Genomic DNA, 21277 nt, shown 5'->3' on the forward strand with positions numbered 1-21277 from the left:
TTCGCGCACGCCATCATTACACTGTGCAGGCACAGTTTGGAACCTTGGACCTTAGCTACGCTTGGCCTGTTCCATGACTTCCTTGGCGAAGTCGACCTCTTCCTTCTCGATGCCCTCGCCCACTTCAAAGCGAGTGAAGCCGACCACTTCACCACCGGCGGCCTTGACGAACTCGGCCACGCTCTGGTTCGGATCCTTGACGAAGGGCTGCTCGGTCAGGCTGTTCTCGGCCAGGTACTTCTTCAGACGGCCCTGGACCATCTTCTCGGCGATCTGCTCAGGCTTGCCGGCCATGTCCGGCTGAGCCAGGATGATGGCCTTTTCCTCGTCGAGGGCAGACTGGGGCATGTCCTCGGGACGGGCCACGGTCGGGTTGATCGCGGCAACGTGCATGGACACGTCCTTGGCGGCTTCCTGGGTGCCGCCCTTGAGCTCGGTCAGCACGCCGATGCGGCCACCGTGCACATAGGCACCCACCAGGTTGCCTTCAGCGGCGTCGACGACGACGGCACGGCGCACGCCGATGTTCTCGCCGATCTTCTGCACCAGCTGCTCGCGGGCGGTTTCCAGCTCGCCTTCGGTCACCGCGGCCACGTCGTCGCTCTTGGCGGCGAAGAAGGCGTCGGCGATCTTGTCGGCGAAGGCCTTGAAGTTGTCGTCACGGGCAACGAAGTCGGTCTCGGAGTTGATCTCGACCATCACACCGTAGGCACCGTCTTCGGCCACACGAGTGACGACGACACCTTCAGCGGCGGTACGACCGGCCTTCTTGGCGGCCTTGAGGCCGGAGTTCTTGCGCAGATCCTCGATGGCCTGCTCGATGTCACCGCCGGCTTCGGTGAGTGCCTTCTTGCACTCCATCATGCCGAGCCCGGTACGCTCGCGCAGTTCCTTGACCTGGGAGGCGCTGATAGCTGCCATGGTATTCACCTCTAAATGGTTCGACCTGGGTGTCGGAGAGACCCTCGGTATTACCGCGGGCCTGAAGTAGAGAAAAGGGGGCCACGGCCCCCTTTGCGCCTGTCCGGCGTGGATCGCTTGCGCGATCGGCTGGCCCAGGCGGGCCGAAGCTTACTCGGCAGCGGCAGCGGCGGCGTCGCCTTCGCTGTCGGTCACTTCGACGAACTCATCGGGGCGACCTTCCTTCGCACGGCCACAGGCATCGGCGATGGCCTTGACGTAGATCTGGATGGCGCGGATGGAGTCATCGTTGCCCGGGATCACGTAGTCGACGCCGTCCGGATCGGAGTTGGTGTCGACCACACCGATGACCGGGATGCCCAGCTTGTTCGCCTCGTTGATGGCGATGCGCTCGTGGTCGACGTCGATCACGAACAGTGCGTCCGGCAGGCCGCCCATGTCCTTGATACCGCCGATGGAACGCTCGAGCTTGTCCTGCTCGCGGGTGGCCATCAGGACTTCTTTCTTGGTCAGCTTCTCGAAGGTGCCATCTTCGTGCATGGTTTCGAGTTCGCGCAGACGCTTGATGGACTGACGAATGGTCTTGTAGTTCGTCAGCATGCCGCCGAGCCAGCGGTGGTTGACGAACGGCTGACTCACACGGTTCGCTTCTTCCTTGATGATCTTGCTCGCGCTACGCTTGGTACCGACGAACAGGATCTTGTTGTTGGAAGCGGCCATCTTCTCGACCACATCGATCGCCTCGTTGAGCGCCGGAAGGGTATGCTCGAGGTTGATGATGTGAATCTTGTTACGAGCGCCGAAGATGAACTTGCCCATCTTCGGGTTCCAGTAACGGGTCTGGTGACCGAAGTGTGCGCCTGCCTTGAGCAGGTCACGCATATTGACGTGTGCCATGGATGACTCCTGAAAAATCGGGTTAGGCCTCCACGCACCCCATGGATCCGACCAGAGGTTTCCCTCAGGCACCCGGGACCATGTGTCGGTGCGTGTGTGTTTTCAAGGCGCGAGGCTCCGTCATGGAGACCTCTTCTACTGTTTGTCGCTCGCCAGCGGGCTATTCCGTTGCAGGCGATCGCAAGACCAGGGTCTCGACGAAAACACCAGCAAGGAACGGCGATTGCAGGAAAGCGCGCAGCTTTATACCATGGATGACCTTCGAATTGAAGTCGCCCAACGTCTCGCGCACCTCGACGCGTCCCTCCCCGGAGTCGCCGCGGTCATCGTCGCCGCGAGCCAGCGACTCGGCTCAGCCGCCTGCGCCGGGGCGACACCACCCAGACCGAGATTCCATGAACGTACCCATCAAGACGCCCGAAGAAATCGAGAAGATGCGCGAAGCTGGCCGCCAGGCCGCCAGTGTGCTGGAGATGATCGCCCCCCACGTGGAAGCCGGCGTCAGCACAGGCCACCTGGACAAGCTGTGCCACGACTACATCGTCAACGAGCTCGGCTCCACCCCGGCGCCGCTCAACTATCACGGCTTTCCCAAGTCGATCTGCACCTCGATCAACCACGTGGTCTGCCACGGCATCCCCGACGACAGCAAGAAGCTGAAGAAAGGGGACATCATGAACATGGACATCACCGTAAGGACCGCCGACGGCTACCACGGTGACTCCAGCGTGATGTTCATCATCGGCGAGACCATCCAGGGCGAGCGGCTGTGCCGGGTCACCCAGGAGTGCCTCTACCGCAGCATGGCGCTGGTACGCCCTGGTGCCCGCCTGTCGGAGCTGGCCCGGGCCATCGAGAGCCACGCCAAGGCCAACGGCTATTCGGTGGTGCGTGACTTCTGCGGCCACGGCATCGGCGCCGGCTTCCACGAGGACCCCCAGGTGCTGCACTATGACGGCTACGCCCCCGAGGCGGATATCGAACTGGCCGCCGGCATGTGCTTCACCATCGAACCGATGATCAACGTCGGCGACCATCGCACCAAGGTACTGCGCGATGGCTGGACCGCCGTGACCAAGGACAAGGGGCTGACCGCCCAGTGGGAGCACACCCTGCTGGTGACCGAGACGGGGGTCGAGGTGCTGACCGCCCGTTCCGACGAAGACCTGTCCTTCCTCGAGCGCTGAGAGCCCATGCTGCTGCACCACTATCGCTTCGCACCGGAATTCGAGCTGTTCGACTTCGACGACTTCGCTCGCCAGCTCGAGGGCCAGCGCTCCCCCATCGCGCCCTTCAAGGGCGCGCTCAAGGAGATCCAGTCGCGGCTGGACGAGCGCTTCCTCGGCGGCGCCGACATCCGCGACCTGGTGCGAGGACGGGCCTGGTGCCTGGACCAGCTGCTGGCGCTGGCCTGGGCGCGCCAGCCAGGCCTGGACGATGGTGTAGCGCTACTGGCGGTGGGTGGCTACGGCCGCGGCGAGCTGCATCCTCATTCGGACATCGACCTGATGTTCCTGCTCGAGGACGACGATGACACGCCCTACCGCGAGCCGCTGACCGCCTTCATCACCTTCCTGTGGGACATCGGTCTCGAGATCGGGCACAGCGTGCGCTCGCTCAACGACTGCGAGCGCGAGGCGAAGGCCGACGTCACCGTCATCACCAATCTGCTCGAGTCACGCACCCTGGCCGGCCGCGAGGCCCTGCGCCAGGCCATGCGCGAGCGCCTGTCCGGCGAGCGCATGTGGCCGGCAGACCGCTTCTTCGAGGCCAAGTGGCAGGAGCAGATCACCCGCCACTACCGCTTCAACAACTCCGAGTATCACCTCGAGCCGAACATCAAGAGCTCCCCCGGGGGGCTTCGCGATATCCAGATGATCGGCTGGGTGGCCAAGCGCCACTTCGATACCGAGTCCTACGAGGACGTGGTCGCCAAGGGCTTCATGAACGATGCCGAGCACCGCATCCTGAGCCAGGGCCAGGCCTTCCTGTGGCAGGTCCGCTATGCCCTGCACATGCTCACCGGGCGCGCCGAGGATCGGCTGCTGTTCGACCACCAGAACACCATCGCCGAGCTGTTCGGCTACCGCGACAGTCCCGAGCGCCTGGCGGTGGAACAGTTCATGAAGCGCTACTACCGTCATGTCACCGCCCTGGCCGGGCTCAACGACATGCTGCTGCAGCACTTCGATGAACAGATCCTGAGGCCCGACACCCCGATCAGCGTGACCCCGCTGAACGAGCGTTTCGAGATCGCCGGCGGCTACATCCAGGTGCGCTCGCGGACCCTGTTCCGCGACCAGCCGGCGGCGCTGCTCGAGCTGTTCTACCTGATGGCCGAGCACCCCGAGATCGAAGGCGTGCGCGCCGACACCATCCGCCTGATCCGCGACCATCGCCACCTGATGGACGACCGCTACCGCAACGACCCGCGTCACCAGGCGCTGTTCATGGCGCTGCTGCGCTCCGGTGGCAATGTCGCCCGCCAGCTGCGCCGGATGAATCGCTACGGGGTGCTGGGCAAGTATCTGCCGGCCTTCGGCCAGGCGGTCGGCCTGATGCAGCACGATCTGTTCCATATCTACACCGTGGACGCCCACACCCTGCGCCTGCTGAAGTGCCTGCACGGCTTCCGCAAGCCCGAGGCGAAGAAGGAGTTCCCGGTGGCGGCGACCCTGATCCACCAGGCGCCGAAGATGGAGATCCTGTGGATCGCCGGGCTGTTCCACGACATCGGCAAGGGCCGCGGCGGCGATCATTCGCTGATCGGCGCCCGCGAGGTCGAGGACTTCGCCGAACGCCACGGGCTCAGCCAGCGTGATACCCGACTGGTCAGCTGGCTGGTGGAAAACCACCTGCTGATGTCGATGATCGCCCAGAAGCGCGACATCACCGACCCCGAGGTGATTCGCGACTTCGCCGCCAGCGTCGGCGACGAGACCCGCCTGGACTACCTGTACATCCTCACCGTGGCCGACATTACCGCGACCAATCCCACCCTGTGGAATGGCTGGCGCGCCTCGCTGATGCGCCAGCTCCACGCCGAGACCCGGCGGGCGCTGCGGCGTGGCCTCGAGAACCCGCTGGAGCGCGCCGACTGGGTCCGCGAGACCCGTGAGGAGGCGCACTCGCTGCTGGCCACGATCGGCGCCGACATGGCGCGCGTCGACGCCCTGTGGGAGTCGCTCGGCGAGGACTTCTTTCTGCAGTACGCCTCCAGCGAAGTGGTGTGGCAGACCCAGGGCATGCTGGCCCATGCCGGCAGCGAGCTGCCGCTGATCCTGATCAACGCGCCCACCGACGACATGGCCGAGGGCGGGACCAAGGTATTTATCCATACCCGTTCGGTGGATGACCTGTTCGCCGCCACCGCCGCCGCCATGGAGCAGCTCGGGCTGTCGATCCACGACGCCCGCATCGCCACCTCGCTCAATGACTGGACGCTGAACACCTTCATCGTGCTCGACGACCACGACAAGCCGATCCGCGACGCCAGCCGCCTCGAGGAGATTCGCCGCCACCTGGTCGAAGAGCTCGACGACCCGGACGACTACCCGACCATCGTCACCCGCCACACCCCGCGCCAGCTCAAGCACTTCAAGGTGGCCACCCAGGTGGCCATCGAACAGGACCCGGGTGGCGAGCGCACCCTGCTGGAGCTGACCGCACCGGACCGGCCCGGCCTGCTGGCTCGGGTCGGTAGTATCTTCATGGAGCAGGGCATCACCCTGTCGGCGGCGAAGATCGCGACCCTCGGCGAGCGCGTCGAGGACGTCTTCTACGTCACCGACCGCGAAGGCCGACCGATCACCGACCCCGAGCGCCAGCAGCAGTTGCGCGAACGGCTGATCGACGTCCTTAGTGTCTAGCGGCCCCGCCGAGCTGAGCTGAATCACACAGCAGGCAAGGCGCGTCGATTTGAGGCTGGTACGCCCCTTCCCTATAATCGATGCCCGGTCGCGCCCCGCGCCGACGGCACCCACTCCCGTGATGACAACGACGCCCCAAGGGCGCGCCTGGACCCCATGAACCCTGATCTCGACGCCTTGCAACCCTACCCCTTCGAGCGCCTGGCGGCGCTGAAGGCGGACCTGACGCCACCAGCCGACCTCGCCCATCGTCCGTTGACCATCGGCGAGCCACAGCATGCGCCCTACCAGGCGGCACTCGACGCCCTGGTCCGACATCAGCATGACTTTGCCCGCTATCCGGCCATCGCCGGACTGCCCGAGCTGCGTCAGGCCATCGCCGACTGGGCCAGTAGCCGCTTCGGCCTGGACGGACTCGACACCGAGCGCCAGGTGCTGCCGGTCAACGGTACCCGCGAGGCCATCTTCGCCTTCGTCCAGGCCTGTCTCGATCGCTCCCGCCCGGCGCGGGTGGCGGTGCCCAACCCCTTCTACCAGATCTACGAAGGCGCCGCCCTGCTGGCCGGCGGCACCCCGCTGTACCTCGACTGCCGTGCCGACAACGACTTCCGCCCGGATTTCTCGGCCGTCGACGCCGACACCTGGCGCCAGGTGCAGCTGGTGTTCTTGTGTTCGCCGGGCAACCCCACTGGCGCGGTGACCCCGATCGAAGAGTTCCAGCAGCTGATCGCCCTGGCCGACGAGCACGACTTCATCATCGCCTCCGACGAGTGCTACTCGGAGCTGTACCTGGATGAGCAGGCTCCCCCACCGGGACTGTTGCAGGCCGCCGCCGCCATGGGGCGCCACGACTATCACCGCTGCCTGGTGTTCCACTCGCTGTCCAAGCGTTCGAACCTGCCGGGGCTACGCTCGGGTTTCGTCGCAGGCGACGCCGAGCTGATCAGCCGCTTTCGTCGCTACCGCACCTACCACGGCTGCGCCATGGCGCTGCCGATCCAGCAGGCCTCGATCGCCGCCTGGTCCGACGAAGCCCACGTGCGCGACAACCGAGACGCCTACCGCGCCAAGTTCGCCGCGGTCACCGAGATCCTCGCACCGGTGATGGACTTTCCCGCCCCCGAGGCTAGCTTTTATCTGTGGCCAGCGGTCCCCGACGGTGACGACGCCGCCTTCACCCGGCGACTCTACGCCGAGGCCCACGTCAGCGTCCTGCCGGGCAGCTACATGGGCAGAACCGGCAGCGACGGCACCAACCCAGGCGCCGGTCGGCTGAGACTGGCGCTGGTGGACGAACTGGCCCCCACTCGGGAAGCGGCCGAGCGCATCCGCGACCTGCTCGCACGCGGCTGATCCCGACCGACGCCACGACCAACGAACATTGAGGACGGGCCCCATGTTGACGCTCTACGTGATCAAGAACTGCGATACCTGCCGCAAGGCCCAGAAGGCGCTGGACGGCAGCGACCACCCCTACCAGGTCCATGACCTGCGCGCCGATGGCGTATCGGCGGCGCTGCTCGAGCACTTCCTCGAGTCGGTGCCGGTGCTGACCCTGCTCAACAAGCGCAGCACCACCTGGCGCCAGCTACCCGACGACGACAAGAACGACATCGACGCCAACAAGGCCCGCGAATTGATGCTCGCCAACCCGACCCTGATCAAGCGCCCGCTGCTCGACACCGGCGACGACATCCTGGTCGGCTATCGCGACGGCGACTACGACGACCTCTGATTTTTCGCCCCTCTTTGCGAATTCCAGCACCTACGAAAAGGACATACGGCATGCACAGCTTTGCACTCGGCATCGGCACCCAGAACACCCAGGGCGACTGGCTCGAGGTCTACTACCCGGCGCCGCTGCTCGCCCCCGACGCCAGCCTGGTAGAGGCCGCCGCCCGGGTACTCGACGCGCCCCAGGGCACCGCCGCCGTCAGCTTCCTGCCGGAACACTGCCAGGCCCTGGCCGACGCCCTGCGCGACGCCGGCCACCCGGAGCAGGCCGAACTGGCCGCCAGCCTCAGCGCCAGCCAGCGTCCGTTGGTGGCGACCTTCATCAGTGAGGACCTGCCGCCCCAGAGCGCCCCGGAGGTCTACCTCAAGCTGCACCTGCTGTCCCATCGCCTGGTCAAGCCACACCAGCTCGACCTCACCGGCATGTTCGGCCTGCTGCGCAACATTGCCTGGAGCAGCGAAGGCGCCATCGACATCATCGAGCTGCCGGCACGCCGCCTCAAGGCCCGCCTGGAAGGCCGCACCCTGTCGGTGGACTGTGTCGACAAGTTCCCCAAGATGACCGACTACGTGGTGCCCAATGGCGTGCGCATCGCCGACACCGCACGGGTGCGTCTGGGCGCTTACCTGGGCGAGGGCACCACGGTGATGCACGAGGGCTTCGTCAACTTCAACGCCGGCACCGAAGGCCCGGGCATGATCGAGGGTCGTATCTCGGCCGGCGTGGTGGTCGGCAAGGGCTCAGACCTGGGCGGTGGCTGTTCCACCATGGGCACCCTGTCAGGTGGCGGCAACATCATCATCTCGGTGGGTGAAGGCTGCCTGATCGGCGCCAACGCCGGTATCGGTATCCCGCTGGGCGACCGCTGCACCGTCGAGGCCGGGCTCTACATCACCGCCGGCGCCAAGGTCACCCTGCTCGACGACCAGGGCCAGGAGGTACGCACCCTGGCGGCCCGCGAACTGGCCGGCCAGGACGATCTGCTGCTGCGTCGCAACTCGACCAACGGCCGTATCGAGTGCCTGACCAACAAGAGCGCCATCGCCCTCAACGAAGCGCTGCACGCCCACAATTGATCCCGAGCGCGGCGGCCCCGGCCGCCGCCTTTCTTCGAGACCGCTATGCCGACTACCGACTTGCCTGCACCGACCGACGCCCCCGCGACCACCGAGACACTCTCGCCCACCCTGGAGCTTGCCCTCGAGCTGTTGCGGCGTCCTTCGGTAACCCCGGACGACATGGGCTGCCAGGCGCTGATGATCGAACGCCTCGAGCGCCTGGGCTTCAACATCGAGTCGCTGCCCTTCGGCGAAGTGGAAAACTTCTGGGCGGTGCACGGTCACCACGGCCCGGTACTGGCCTTCGCCGGCCACACCGACGTGGTACCCACCGGACCCGAGCACCAGTGGCAGACCCCGCCCTTTGCCCCGATCATCGATGATGACGGCATGCTGCGCGGTCGTGGCGCCGCCGACATGAAAGGCAGTCTGGCCGCCATGGTTACGGCGGTGGAGCGCTTTGTCAGCGCCCACCCCGATCACCCCGGACGCATCGCCTTTCTGATCACCGCCGACGAGGAAGGCCCGGCGGTGGACGGCACTCGTGCGGTGGTCGAGCACCTGCGCGAGCGCAACGAACGCCTCGACTACTGCATCGTCGGCGAGCCTTCCTCCACCGAGCGCCTGGGCGACGTGATCAAGAACGGCCGGCGCGGCTCGCTGGGCGGCGTGCTCAAGGTCCGCGGCATCCAGGGCCACGTGGCCTATCCTCACCTGGCGCGTAACCCGATTCACCAGATCGCGCCGGCGCTGGACGCCCTCGCCAACGAACACTGGGATGCCGGCAACGACTGTTTTCCTGCCACCAGCTTCCAGATCTCGAACCTGCGCGCCGGCACCGGTGCCACCAATGTGATCCCGGGCGAGGTCGAGGCCACCTTCAACTTCCGTTTCTCCACCGAGACCACCGACGCCGAGTTGCGCGAGCGCACCGAGGCCATCCTGCGTGGCTTCGACCTGGACTTCGAGATCGACTGGACGCTCAACGGCCAGCCCTTCCTGACCCGCGAAGGGGCGCTGGTCGACGCCGCCGTGGCCGGCGTCCGCGACGTCACCGGCACCACCCCGGTGCTGTCCACCTCCGGCGGTACTTCCGACGGTCGCTTCATCGCCACCCTAGGCGCCCAGGTGGTGGAACTTGGCCCGCTCAACGCCACCATCCACAAGGTCGACGAGCGCGTGCGCGCCGCGGACCTGGATGACCTGAGCCGGGTCTACGAAGCCATCCTGACGCGGCTGTTCGCCGACGCAAGGAGCTGAAGTGATGACCGAGCGCTACCCGGATATCGAGATCTATCTTGGCGAGGCCAGCGCCGAGCGCATCGGCGAGTGGCTCGGCGCCACCCTGAATGCCCCGCCGCTGACCCCCTGCGGCAAGCTCAAGTGGCGCACCGAAGGTCACCTCGATGGTGCCGACATTCCCGTGTTGCTGGTCGGCAAGGCCGCCGATGGCTTCGCCAGCCTTTGGCTCGACAGCGGCCAGTCCCCCTGGCCCACCGACGCCGACTTCGCCAGGGCCGCCGCCCTGGCGCTAGACTGCGAGGTGCGCTGCTCGCTGGGCGGCTGGCAGCCCGGCGACGACCCCGACCGCTTCCTGCAGGTGTTACCCGACGGCAGCGAATCGGCCATCGACTGGCCCGACTCGGGACACTGACGACGCGCCACAAACGACGACGCCCCGCACTAGGCGGGGCGTCGTGGCAATGGCGAGAGCATCGCGCTCAGGTGATGACGGTGACGTCGTCGGCCTGCAGGCCGCGCTCGTTCTCGATCACGTAGTAGCGTACTCTCTGGCCTTCGGCCAGGGTGCGATGGCCCCGGCCGCGGATGGCACGGAAGTGAACAAAGACGTCCTCGCCCCCGTCACGGGTGATGAAGCCGTAGCCCTTGTTGACATTGAACCACTTGACCTCGCCGATCTCGCGATCGTCATCCTCGACCTCGGCCAGGTTGACCAACCTTGGCGTCAGGGCATTGAGGGCCAGGGTGGCTACCAGCAACACGCCAAAGACCGCTCCGGCAGCGGCAAGGTAGCCATGCAGCAGTGCCTCCTCGGCGATGGCTCCGTGCAACTCCTCGACGGACAGCCCGGTCACCAGGCTGACGGCAAGAGCAATCAGCAGCGGTGCAGGCGCGGCCAACAGCAGACTGATCACACAACAACGAACGAATACCCTTTTTTTCATGGACGTGAAAAACTCTCTTCTTATGGTGAAAACAGGTGGAATGACCATGGGATCCGCGGCCATGCACGATACACGGACGAGATCCTTCCGCCACGACTTCTCGAAAAAAGCCCAAGGCAGGCAGTTGACACGATGAACAGTGACACACCGCAACATGAGTCTATCACGGGTATTGACAAGTCGTCCGCCGATCTAGCAAAGCGTGTCGAAGAACTGGAGAGCCGTCTGGCCTACCAGGAACACTGGCTGGACAGCCTGGACGCCACCATCGCCGGCCAGGAGCGCCGAATGATGGAGCTGGAACGCATCAATCGCCTGATGCAGGAAAGACTACGCGAACTGGCGGCCAGCAACGACCGCGGACTGGGCGATGCCCCGGGCCCCGAGGACGAGTTGCCGCCACACTATTGAGGCCCGGCCCGGCCCGGCGGACAAGACAGGACAGGACAGCTCCGCCGCTGCTCCCGGCGGATGCCATCAACAAGAACACCGCCAGGCATTTGCCTGGCGGTGTTTTATGTATCAGATCGATATCGATGCTACCGGCGGTGCAGTTGTATTGAGCCTGGCGATAGCGTCAGTCGAGGCTGTCCAGGTAGCGCTCCACGTCCAACGCCGCCATGCAGCCGCTGCCGGCTGAGGTGATCGCCTGACGATAGACGTGATCCATGACGTCGCCGGCGGCGAACACGCCGGGCACGCTGGTGGCGGTGGCATTGCCCTCAAGCCCTGACTTGACCTTGATATAGCCGCCTGCCATCTCGAGCTGGCCCTCGAAGATGCCGGTATTGGGGCTATGACCGATGGCGATGAATACGCCGGGTGCGGTGATCTCGCGGGTCGAACCGTCCTCGACCGCCTTGAGTCGCGCACCGGTGACCCCGGTGTTGTCCCCCAGCACCTCGTCGAGGGTGTGGTTCCAGATCAGTTCGACGTTGCCGTTCTCGGCCTTCTCGAACAGCTTGTCCTGCAGAATCTTCTCTGCCCTGAGGCTGTCGCGGCGGTGCACCAGGGTGACCTTGGAGGCGATATTGGACAGGTACAGCGCCTCTTCCACGGCGGTGTTGCCGCCGCCCACCACGATCACTTCCTGGTTGCGATAGAAGAAGCCGTCGCAGGTGGCGCAGGCCGACACGCCCTGGCCCATGAACTGCTGCTCCGAGGGCAGCCCCAGGTAGCGCGCACTGGCCCCGGTAGCGATGATCAGGGCGTCGCAGGTGTAGGTGCCGTTGTCGCCCTTCAAGGTGAAGGGACGTTCGCGCAGTTCCACCTCGTGGATATGGTCGAACAGCACCTCGGTATCGAATCGCTCGGCGTGACGGCGCATGCGCTCCATCAGCTCCGGCCCCTGGACACCGGCGTCGTCGCCTGGCCAGTTGTCCACGTCGGTGGTGGTGGTCAACTGACCGCCTGTCTGCATGCCGGTGATCAACAGCGGCTTGAGATTGGCCCGCGCGGCGTAGACCGCCGCACTGTAGCCGGCAGGCCCCGAGCCCAGGATGATCAGACGTTCGTGGCGCACTTCGCTCATGGCTACCTCACAAGACTAACTTGACTAAGCCGGGGGCTCCCCTGGGGGGCCGCGACGCTAAAGGAAAATGGATTCGATGATGACGGCGACGCAGCGTCGTCATGAGCCAATCCACCAGAAACTCGGGTCGACAGGGTGGCGGTCTGCCGCGCAAGGGTCTGTCGCGACTGGCCAGCACACCAGCATGCCGAGGATATACGCAACGGGGCGGCCAGGCCGCCCCGTCGTGACACTGCTCGGGCTGTCCCGAGACGGCTCACCTGGCGGTGAGCGCTGGCAGCGTCTTACAGCTCGCTGGAGTGAGTACCCAGGTACTTGGCGACACCTTCAGCGGTATCCTTCATGCCTTCCTGGCCTTCGTCCCAGCCAGCCGGGCAGACTTCGCCGTGCTTCTGGTGGTGCTGCAGGGCCTTGACCATACGCACCATCTCATCGACGTTGCGGCCCAGCGGCAGGTTGTTGACCACCTGATGCTGCACCACGCCGTCCTCGTCGATCAGGAAGGAGGCGCGCAGGGCGACACCGGCTTCCGGATGCTCGATGCCGTAGGCCTGGGTGATCTCGTGCTTGACGTCGGCCACGATCGGGAAGCCGACCTCACCGATACCACCGGCGTCCGGGCTGGTCTTGCGCCAGGCGTAGTGGGTGAACTGGGAATCGATGGAGACACCGATCACCTCGACACCCAGATCCTTGAACTGCGCCAGACGGTTGTCATGGGCGATGATCTCGGACGGGCACACGAAGGTGAAGTCCAGCGGCCAGAAGAACAGCACACGCAGCTTGCCGTTGCTGTCGGACAGCTTGAAGTTCTCGACGATTTCGCCGTTGCCGGTGACGGCGGCGGCTTCGAAATCGGGAGCTTGACGTCCTACCAGTACGCTCATGAAAGTCTCCTTGGAGTAGTGAAACGTGAGGGTTCAAGAATCAGGGGCAAATACCGGATGTCACCCTAGGCCAGCGAACCACACCGGGCCAATCGACCTGGGCCATCGACCCGATAGTCGCCGGCTATTGTCACCCGACGGCGATGACGTCGCAATGACGCCGTCATCGACATCCGCCAGGCTCGAATGAGATCGTTACGCGGCCCACAGCGGCGCATGACACTTCCATCACATGAGCCCTGTCACATGACCTCGTCATCGTCGCCGGCGACCACCGAGACGATATCCTCGGTCACCGCATCCACCTCGATACGGTAGTGGATCGGCGCACAGCACTGAGGGCAGTCTTCCCAGGTCTCGTGGCTGCCCTGGGAGGTGTCCACCACCAGCTCGATATGGGCATCGCAGTAGGGGCAATCAAGCCGCCAGCTCGGCAGCGTCTGTTCGTGCACGATGCAGCTCCCCTCTGGTCGCGATCGACGTGAACCTTCACCATGGGGGTGACCCGACAGCCTTTCAAGGCGTGATCCGGCATCCGTTTACACGTCAACGGTTGAAGAACACAACTATGATGACCAAGTACCACTACTAGTACCACCAAGGGATCGATATTGGCCCCGCGCCGATCCCAGCGAACCTGGACCGTTCGATTCAATGCCTCAGGAGGACAGCATGAGTAGCGATTCCCTACCGGATACCCGTCGCACGCTAGATGTAGGCGGAACTCAGTACGACTTCTACAGCCTGGCCCAGGCTGCCGAGGACCTTGGCGATATTCAGCGTCTGCCGATGACGCTCAAGGTACTGCTGGAAAACCAGCTACGCTTTGCCGACGATGAGAGCGTGTCCAGAGAAGACCTTCAGGCGCTGGTGGACTGGCAGAAGGAAGGCCGCTCGGACCGCGAGATCGGCTACCGTCCCGCCCGCGTGCTGATGCAGGACTTCACCGGCGTGCCGGGGGTGGTCGACCTGGCCTCGATGCGTGCCGCGGTGGAGAAACTCGGTGAGCAACCGTCGAAGATCAACCCGCTGTCGCCGGTCGATCTGGTCATCGACCACTCGGTGATGGTCGACAAGTACGGCGACCCGTCCGCCTTCAAGGACAACGTGGCGCTGGAGATGGAGCGCAACCGCGAGCGCTACGAGTTCTTGCGCTGGGGCCAGCAGGCCTTCGACAACTTCCGCGTGGTGCCGCCGGGCACCGGCATCTGCCACCAGGTCAACCTGGAGTACCTGGGCAAGACGGTGTGGACCCGGGAAGAGGACGGCAAGACCCTGGCCTACCCGGATACCCTGGTTGGCACCGACTCCCACACCACCATGATCAACGGCCTCGGCGTACTCGGCTGGGGTGTCGGCGGTATCGAGGCCGAGGCCGCCATGCTCGGCCAGCCGGTGTCGATGCTGATCCCCGAGGTCATCGGCTTCAAGCTGACCGGCAAGCTCAGAGAAGGCATCACCGCCACCGACCTGGTACTCACCGTCACCGAGATGCTGCGCAAGAAAGGCGTGGTCGGGAAGTTCGTCGAGTTCTACGGCGACGGCCTCAAGGACCTGCCCCTGGCCGACCGCGCCACCATCGCCAACATGGCCCCGGAGTACGGCGCCACCTGCGGCTTCTTCCCGGTGGACGACGAGACCTTGAACTACATGCGTCTGTCCGGCCGCGACGACGACCAGATTGCCCTGGTCGAGGCCTACTCCAAGGAGCAGGGCCTGTGGCGCGAACCCGGCCACGAGCCGATCTTCAGCGACACCCTGGGACTCGACATGGGTGACGTCGAGGCCAGCCTCGCCGGTCCCAAGCGGCCCCAGGACCGGGTCGCCCTGAGCCAGCTCGCCACCACCTTCGAAAAACTGATGGAGGACGAGGGCAAGTCGGCCAAGGACAGCCGCGACGACAAGATGGGCTCCGAGGGCGGCCAGACCGCGGTCGGCGTCGAGCGCAGCTATCGTCACGCCGACAGCCAGGACGTCAACTACAAGGGCGAGGACTTCAGCCTGGACCCCGGCGCGGTGGTCATCGCTGCCATCACCTCGTGCACCAACACCTCGAACCCCAGCGTGATGATGGCTGCAGGCCTCTTGGCCCGCAAGGCCAAGGAGAAGGGCCTGGCCACCAAGCCCTGGGTCAAGACCTCGCTGGCTCCCGGCTCCAAGGTGGTCACCGAATACCTGGCCGCCGCCGGCCTGCAGGACGACCTCAACGCCCTGGGCTTCAATCTGGTGGGCTATGGCTGCACCACCTGCATCGGCAACTCGGGCCCGCTGCCCGAGCCGATCGAGGACGCGGTCAAGACCGGCGACCTGACGGTGGCCTCGGTACTCTCCGGCAACCGCAACTTCGAAGGCCGGGTGCACCCGCTGGTGAAGACCAACTGGCTGGCCTCGCCGCCCCTGGTGGTGGCCTTCGCCCTGGCCGGCAATGTGCGCTGCGACCTGGACAATGACCCCATCGGTGAAGGCAGCGACGGCGAGCCGGTCTACCTCAAGGACATCTGGCCCACCCAGGCCGAGGTCGCCGAGGCGGTGGAGAAGGTCAACACCGAGATGTTCCGCAAGGAATACGCCGAGGTGTTTGACGGCGACGAGGTGTGGAAGGCCATCAAGGTGCCGGAAAGCGAGGTCTACGAGTGGGACGACAACTCGACCTACATCCAGCACCCGCCCTTCTTCGAGGGCATGGGCAAGGAGCCGTCCAAGGTCGAGGACGTCAAGGACGCCCATGTACTGGCCATGCTCGGCGACAGTGTGACCACCGACCACATCTCGCCGGCCGGCGCGATCAAGCCCGACAGCCCGGCGGGCCGCTACCTGCAGGAGAACGGCGTCAAGCCGGTGGACTTCAACTCCTACGGCTCGCGGCGCGGCAACCACGAGGTGATGATGCGCGGCACCTTCGCCAACGTGCGCATCCAGAACGAGATGCTCGATGGCGTGGTCGGTGGCGAGACTCGCCACGTGCCCAGCGGCGAACAGATGGCGATCTACGACGCCGCCATGAAGTACCAGGAGGAAGGCACCCCCCTGGTGGTGGTGGCCGGCAAGGAATACGGCACCGGCTCCTCCCGCGACTGGGCGGCCAAGGGCACCCTGCTGCTCGGCGTGCGCGCCGTGCTGGCGGAGTCCTACGAGCGCATCCACCGCTCCAACCTGATCGGCATGGGCGTGGTACCGCTGCAGTTCCCCGACGGCGAGGATCGCAAGTCGCTCGGCATGACCGGCGACGAGACGGTCTCCATCGAGGGCCTCGACAGCCTCGAGCCGGGCGGCAAGGTCAAGGTGACCATCAAGGGCGACAAGGGTGAGAAGACCCTCGACGCCCTGTGTCGCATCGACACCGCCAACGAGCTCGAGTACTACCGCCACGGCGGCATCCTGCACTATGTGCTGCGCAAGATGATCGGCGCCGCCTGATCACCCGGCGGGCCCAGGCCCGCCACACAGACGGCCGGCGCATCGCACTGGCCGTCACACCAAGACCTCGCCCACCGGCGAGGTCTTTTTTTGTGCGAATCTTGTTTTCTACTCGATCTACAGACCCTTCAGCGCAGCGCTTGAGCGACCGCATCTGTTGCTACCCGACTGCGCCTCACGCCAGCAAATAAAAACCCCGCCTTGTGGCGGGGTTCAGTGATCGCTTGAGCGCGCGGACGCCTAGAAGGCGCGGCGACGATAGTCGCGATAGTTGGGCATCCAGCAGCTCTTTTCGATGTCGCGGCGCAGCTTGGTACCGTCGCTCTTAAGCGCCACGCCCTCGTGCTGGGCCTGAGCCGCCACGTCGAAGGCGATCGACTTGGATATCTCGCGGATGCGCGACAGCGCCGGCAGCATGGCACCCTCGCCTTCCTTGACGATCGGTGCCTCCCGGGCCAGAGCCCGTGAGGCCGCCATCAGCATCGCATCGGTGACGCGGCGTGCACCGCTTGCCACCACCCCGAGGCCGATCCCCGGGAAGATGTAGGCGTTGTTGCACTGGGCGATGGGAATGCGACGACCGTTGATCTCGACCGGGGCGAAGGGACTGCCGGTGGCCACCAGGGCGTCGCCGTTGGTCCACTCGAGCACGTCGGAGGGGATCGCTTCGGCCCGCGAAGTGGGGTTGGACAGCGGCATGATCAGCGGCATCTTGCAGTTGGCGTGCATCGCCTTGACCACCGCCTCGGTGAAGATACCCTTCTGGCCACAGACGCCGAGCAGCACCGTCGGCTGGACCTGCTTGACCACTTCGAGCAGCTCCTGACCTTCCCAGCCCTCGACCATACCGGCCGGGTGGGCAAGGCGGCGCTGGAAGTCACGCAGCCAGGTCTGGTCGTCCGTCACCAGGCCCTCGCGATCGACCATGTAGACCCGCTCGCGGGCCTGGGACTCGGTCAGGCCTTCGGCCATCATCGCCACCACCACCATCTCGGCGATGCCGCAGCCGGCGGAGCCGGCGCCCACGAACACCACCCGCTGACGGGCCATGCCCTCGCCACGTGCCTGGCAGGCCGCCATCAGGGTGCCGACGCAGACCGCAGCGGTGCCCTGGACGTCATCATTGAAGCAACATAGCTCGTCGCGATAGCGCTCCAGCAGCGGCATGGCGTTGGCCTGGGCAAAGTCCTCGAACTGCAGCAGTACCTTGGGCCAGCGCCGCTTCACCGCCTGCATGAAGGCATCGATGAACTCGTCGTATTCTTCCTGGCTGATACGCGGGTGGCGCCAGCCCATGTAGCGCGGGTCGTCCAGCAACTGCTGGTTGTTGGTACCGACGTCGAGCATGATCGGCAGGGTATTGGCCGGGCTGATGCCACCACAGGCGGTGTATAGCGACAGCTTGCCGATGGGGATGCCCATGCCGCCGATGCCTTGGTCACCGAGGCCGAGGATGCGCTCGCCGTCGGTGACCACGATCACCTTGACGTTGTCCTTGGTGGCACTGCGCAGGATGTCGTCCATGTACTCGCGGTCGGGGTAGGAGATGAACAGCCCCCGGTGGTTGCGATAGATATTGGAGAACTCCTCACAGGCCTTGCCGACCGTTGGGGTGTAGATGATCGGCAGCATCTCCTCGAGATGCTCGGAGACGAGGCGGAAGAACAGCGTCTCGTTGTCGTCCTGGATCGCCCGCAGGTAGATATGGCGGTCCAGGTCATTCTGGCACTGCTGGTACTGGTGATAGGCACGCTCGACCTGTTCGTCGATGGTCTCGACGTTCTGCGGCAAGAGGCCGATCAGGTTGAACTGCAGGCGCTCCTTCTGGGTGAAGGCGCTGCCCTTGTTGAGCAGCGGCATCTCCAGCAGAGAGGGTCCAGCGTAGGGAATATAGAGGGGACGCTTGGGTTCTGTGCTCATCTCTCGTCTCGTTTGGTGACTCGGTCAAGGGACTCTGGCGAGTCCGGGCACTCTTCTCGGTACCCTTGGGGAAACACTGACGACATCGCCCGTGCGCGATGCACCGGGCTCAGGCGGCGCCTGCCTGACAAGGCGTTATACCATTCTTCCTTTGTGCCCACTCTAGCACGCCGTCGAGAAAGCCCCGCAAAAGCGGGCCCTCAACGCAGGGCCCATGCGCACTTTAGCTCAGACAAGAGCGACTCGACGATGAGACGCGTAGGAAACGGCTCAAACGAAGCGACCAAGCCCCGCGGCGACACGCAGTCGATCCATCAGCGGGGCAGCCTCGGCACGAGCACGCTCGGCCCCTTGAAGCAGCACCGTCTCGATATGGCCCGGATCTTCCATCAGCGCCTGGTAACGCTCACGCGGGGCGCGCAGCTGTTCGTTGAGGTGTTCGAAGACCCGGTTCTTGGCGTCCCCCCAGCCAATGCCCGCTGCGTAGTCATCACGCATGGCCTGGGTTTCCTCGGCGCTGGCGAAGGCCGAATAGATCTGGAACAGGGTGCAGGTGTCGGGATCCTTGGGCTCGCCGGGCTCCAGCGAGTTGGTCTTGATCTTGCGCACCAGCTTGAGCAGCTTCTTTTCCGGCACGAACAGCGGGATGGTGTTGTTGTAGCTCTTGGACATCTTGCGACCGTCGAGGCCACCCAATACCTGGACCCGCTCGTCCACCACCGCCTCGGGCAGGGTGAAGAAGTCACCCTTGTAGAGATGATTGAAGCGCCCGGCCATGTCGCGGGCCATCTCGATGTGCTGGATCTGGTCGCGTCCCACCGGCACCTTGTTGGCCTGGAACATCAGGATGTCGGCAGCCATCAGCACCGGATAGCCGAACAGACCCATGGTGACGCCCTTGTCCGGATCCTGGTTGCCGGCTTCGTCGTTCTCCGCCACCGCCGCCTTGTAGGCGTGGGCGCGGTTCATCAGGCCCTTGGCACAGACGCAGGACAGCATCCAGGTCAGCTCGGGAATCTCGGGGATATCGGACTGGCGATAGAAGATGGCGTTGTCGGTGTCCAGCCCCAGCGCCATCCAGGTGGCGGCGATCTCGAGGCGCGACTGCTGGACCCGCTGCGGGTCCTGACACTTGATCAGCGCGTGCAGATCGGCGAGGAAGTAGTAGGACTGCACGTTGGGATCGAGGCTGGCCTCGATCGCCGGCTTGATGGCCCCGACGTAGTTGCCCAGATGGGGGGTACCGGTGGTGGTGATACCGGTCAGCACCCGGGTCTTGTCGGAAGCGGTGGTCGTTGCGGACATGGACGGCACTCTAGTATCGGCAAATGCCCGCTATGGTAACGCCAAGGCCTGTGGATGGCGACCGGGGCGACAGCGCCGCCCCGGCCGACCCTTGGCCAATCACATCAGCCGAGCACGCTGTCCACGCTGGTCACCGGCAGCGAGAAGGCCTCCCCTACGGCTGCGTAGGTGAGCTGGCCGTCATGGACATTGAGACCGGCGGCGAAGTGACGATCCTCACCGAGCGCCCGGCGCCAGCCCTTGTCGGCCAGTGCCACCACGAACGGCTGGGTGGCGTTGGTCAGGGCCTGGGTCGAGGTGCGCGCCACCGCACCCGGCATGTTAGCAACACAATAGTGCACGACGCCGTCCACCACGTAGGTCGGCTCGGCGTGGGTGGTGGGCCTGGAGGTCTCGAAGCAGCCGCCCTGATCGATGGCTACGTCCACCAGCACCGCCCCCGGCTTCATTTCCGACAGCATGGCGCGGTTGATCAGCTTGGGCGCCGCCGCCCCCGGGACCAGCACCGCCCCGATGATCAGGTCCGATTCGCGCACCGCTTCTTCCAGTGCATCGGCGCAGGAAAACACCGTCTTCATGCGCCCCTGGTAGCGATCATCCAGGGTCTCGAGGCGCGGGATCGACTTGTCCAGCACGCTGACATCGGCGCCCAGCCCCAACGCCATGCGGGCTGCGTTCTCGCCGACGACGCCACCGCCGATCACGGTAACCTTGGCAGGCGGCACCCCAGGCACCCCGGGCAGCAGCACACCCGCACCGCCCTGGGCCTTTTCGAGGCTGTGGGCACCGGCCTGCACGGCCATGCGTCCGGCCACGGTGCTCATCGGCGCCAACAGGGGTAGTCCGCCCTGAGGCGCGGTGATGGTCTCGTAGGCGATGCAGGTGGCGCCGCTGTCCAGAAGCCCCTTGGTCAGGGTTTCTTCGGCGGCCAGATGCAGGTAGGTGAACAGGGTGTGCTGGGGGCGCAACCGGGCCACCTCTTCGGGCTGGGGCTCCTTGACCTTGAGGATCAGCTCGGCGCCATCGAACAGCGCGTCCACGTCGGCCTCGATGGTGGCACCGGCAGCTTGATAGGCCTCGTCGGCAAAACCGGCGCCCTCACCCGCACCGGCCTGCACAACCACCGCGTGGCCACGCTCGGTCAGCTCCCGCGCACCACTGGGGGTCAGGGCGACGCGGTACTCATGGTTCTTGATTTCCTTGGGGACGGCGATCTGCATGGCGACTCTCCCATCGATTCGTACAACAGATTTTTTATCGTCACCCACAGTGAAGCACAGGAATTTTTTGCCAATAAACCCCCGGCGAAAAAACGGAAAGATCAGAAAACTTCACCCTCAAAGACCTTTGAACTTTCTTCCCAGGCCCCTAAAAACAGCAAGACACACCAAGGCGCGACGCCTTGCGGGCAACACGCCGAGGAACAAGACCTCAAAGGTGAAGAGCGTCATCGGAGGAACCAGCGCCGCTGATCGTGGTGACGTCCCCCACCTTGGCCCAGCAGCGGGGGAGCCAGCATCCCCGGCCGCCTGGTGCTGCGTCTCGAAGCCG

19 protein-coding genes are annotated in these 21277 nt (G+C 65.1%); 10 read left to right on the plus strand and 9 right to left on the minus strand.

Annotation, left to right across the window (positions count from 1 at the left end):
- Positions 1-51: 51 nt before the first annotated feature.
- Positions 52-921 carry a translation elongation factor Ts gene (gene tsf / locus NKF27_RS17215; protein ID WP_045991185.1) on the minus strand — a complete coding sequence of 290 codons (870 nt, stop codon included), beginning with the start codon at positions 919-921 and terminating at the stop codon, positions 52-54.
- A 150-nt stretch (positions 922-1071) separates the two neighbouring features.
- Positions 1072-1818, minus strand: a complete 747-nt coding sequence (gene rpsB, locus NKF27_RS17220; protein WP_045991186.1) for a 30S ribosomal protein S2 — start codon at positions 1816-1818, stop codon at positions 1072-1074.
- A gap of 395 nt (positions 1819-2213) precedes the next feature.
- On the opposite strand from rpsB, the gene map reads away from it, so the two are divergent.
- The 7 genes from map to NKF27_RS17255 all read left to right on the plus strand — a co-directional run bounded on the left by map (position 2214) and on the right by NKF27_RS17255 (position 10134).
- On the plus strand, positions 2214-3005 hold the full coding sequence (gene map, locus NKF27_RS17225; protein WP_045991187.1) for a type I methionyl aminopeptidase: 792 nt from the start codon (positions 2214-2216) through the stop codon (positions 3003-3005).
- A 6-nt stretch (positions 3006-3011) separates the two neighbouring features.
- Entirely contained in the window at positions 3012-5687 is a 2676-nt protein-coding gene (locus NKF27_RS17230) for a [protein-PII] uridylyltransferase (protein ID WP_108132282.1), read from the plus strand.
- A gap of 156 nt (positions 5688-5843) precedes the next feature.
- A complete protein-coding gene (dapC, locus tag NKF27_RS17235) occupies positions 5844-7040 on the plus strand; it encodes a succinyldiaminopimelate transaminase (protein ID WP_253553683.1) in 1197 nt (398 codons plus the stop codon).
- A 43-nt stretch (positions 7041-7083) separates the two neighbouring features.
- On the plus strand, positions 7084-7422 hold the full coding sequence (locus NKF27_RS17240) for an arsenate reductase (RefSeq protein WP_253553686.1): 339 nt from the start codon (positions 7084-7086) through the stop codon (positions 7420-7422).
- A gap of 50 nt (positions 7423-7472) precedes the next feature.
- Positions 7473-8498: a 2,3,4,5-tetrahydropyridine-2,6-dicarboxylate N-succinyltransferase gene (gene dapD, locus NKF27_RS17245; protein ID WP_108132279.1), complete on the plus strand. Its 1026-nt coding sequence runs from the start codon at positions 7473-7475 to the stop codon at positions 8496-8498.
- 45 nt (positions 8499-8543) lie between these two features.
- Positions 8544-9740 carry a succinyl-diaminopimelate desuccinylase gene (gene dapE / locus NKF27_RS17250; RefSeq protein ID WP_045991192.1) on the plus strand — a complete coding sequence of 399 codons (1197 nt, stop codon included), beginning with the start codon at positions 8544-8546 and terminating at the stop codon, positions 9738-9740.
- 4 nt (positions 9741-9744) lie between these two features.
- On the plus strand, positions 9745-10134 hold the full coding sequence (locus NKF27_RS17255) for a hypothetical protein (RefSeq protein ID WP_045991193.1): 390 nt from the start codon (positions 9745-9747) through the stop codon (positions 10132-10134).
- Positions 10135-10201: 67 nt separating this feature from the next.
- Here NKF27_RS17255 and NKF27_RS21195 read toward each other — a convergent pair whose 3' ends face one another.
- On the minus strand, positions 10202-10666 hold the full coding sequence (locus tag NKF27_RS21195) for a cold-shock protein (protein ID WP_045991194.1): 465 nt from the start codon (positions 10664-10666) through the stop codon (positions 10202-10204).
- A 132-nt stretch (positions 10667-10798) separates the two neighbouring features.
- Here NKF27_RS21195 and NKF27_RS17265 point away from each other — a divergent pair, with 132 nt between their 5' ends.
- Positions 10799-11077 carry a SlyX family protein gene (locus tag NKF27_RS17265; protein ID WP_181248591.1) on the plus strand — a complete coding sequence of 93 codons (279 nt, stop codon included), beginning with the start codon at positions 10799-10801 and terminating at the stop codon, positions 11075-11077.
- A gap of 166 nt (positions 11078-11243) precedes the next feature.
- Here the strand turns inward: NKF27_RS17265 and trxB are convergent, their stop codons facing one another.
- From trxB to NKF27_RS17280, 3 genes are all read right to left on the minus strand, one after another.
- Positions 11244-12197 carry a thioredoxin-disulfide reductase gene (trxB, locus tag NKF27_RS17270; protein ID WP_045991195.1) on the minus strand — a complete coding sequence of 318 codons (954 nt, stop codon included), beginning with the start codon at positions 12195-12197 and terminating at the stop codon, positions 11244-11246.
- 284 nt (positions 12198-12481) lie between these two features.
- Complete coding sequence (locus tag NKF27_RS17275) at positions 12482-13084, minus strand: peroxiredoxin (protein ID WP_045991196.1); 603 nt, start codon at positions 13082-13084, stop codon at positions 12482-12484.
- Between the two features lie 242 nt (positions 13085-13326).
- Positions 13327-13536 carry a CPXCG motif-containing cysteine-rich protein gene (locus NKF27_RS17280; protein ID WP_108449737.1) on the minus strand — a complete coding sequence of 70 codons (210 nt, stop codon included), beginning with the start codon at positions 13534-13536 and terminating at the stop codon, positions 13327-13329.
- A 220-nt stretch (positions 13537-13756) separates the two neighbouring features.
- On the opposite strand from NKF27_RS17280, the gene acnA reads away from it, so the two are divergent.
- Complete coding sequence (acnA, locus tag NKF27_RS17285) at positions 13757-16501, plus strand: aconitate hydratase AcnA (RefSeq protein WP_253553689.1); 2745 nt, start codon at positions 13757-13759, stop codon at positions 16499-16501.
- A gap of 240 nt (positions 16502-16741) precedes the next feature.
- Here the strand turns inward: acnA and NKF27_RS17290 are convergent, their stop codons facing one another.
- The 3 genes from NKF27_RS17290 to ald all read right to left on the minus strand — a co-directional run bounded on the left by NKF27_RS17290 (position 16742) and on the right by ald (position 20946).
- Positions 16742-18421, minus strand: coding sequence for an NAD-dependent malic enzyme (locus tag NKF27_RS17290; RefSeq protein ID WP_253028481.1), 1680 nt, complete (start codon positions 18419-18421; stop codon positions 16742-16744).
- A 270-nt stretch (positions 18422-18691) separates the two neighbouring features.
- Positions 18692-19726 (minus strand): tryptophan--tRNA ligase, encoded by a 1035-nt coding sequence (gene trpS, locus NKF27_RS17295; protein WP_045991200.1) that lies wholly within the window; start codon positions 19724-19726, stop codon positions 18692-18694.
- A gap of 104 nt (positions 19727-19830) precedes the next feature.
- Positions 19831-20946, minus strand: a complete 1116-nt coding sequence (ald, locus tag NKF27_RS17300) for an alanine dehydrogenase (RefSeq protein ID WP_253553692.1) — start codon at positions 20944-20946, stop codon at positions 19831-19833.
- Between ald and NKF27_RS17305 the strand changes: the two genes are divergently transcribed.
- On the plus strand, positions 20911-21198 hold the full coding sequence (locus NKF27_RS17305) for a hypothetical protein (protein ID WP_253553695.1): 288 nt from the start codon (positions 20911-20913) through the stop codon (positions 21196-21198). The two genes, ald and NKF27_RS17305, sit on opposite strands and share 36 nt — an antisense overlap.
- The last annotated feature ends 79 nt before the right edge of the window (positions 21199-21277 follow it).

It is taken from the genome of Halomonas sp. DN3 (genome assembly GCF_024137905.1).
Lineage (GTDB): Bacteria > Pseudomonadota > Gammaproteobacteria > Pseudomonadales > Halomonadaceae > Halomonas > Halomonas litopenaei.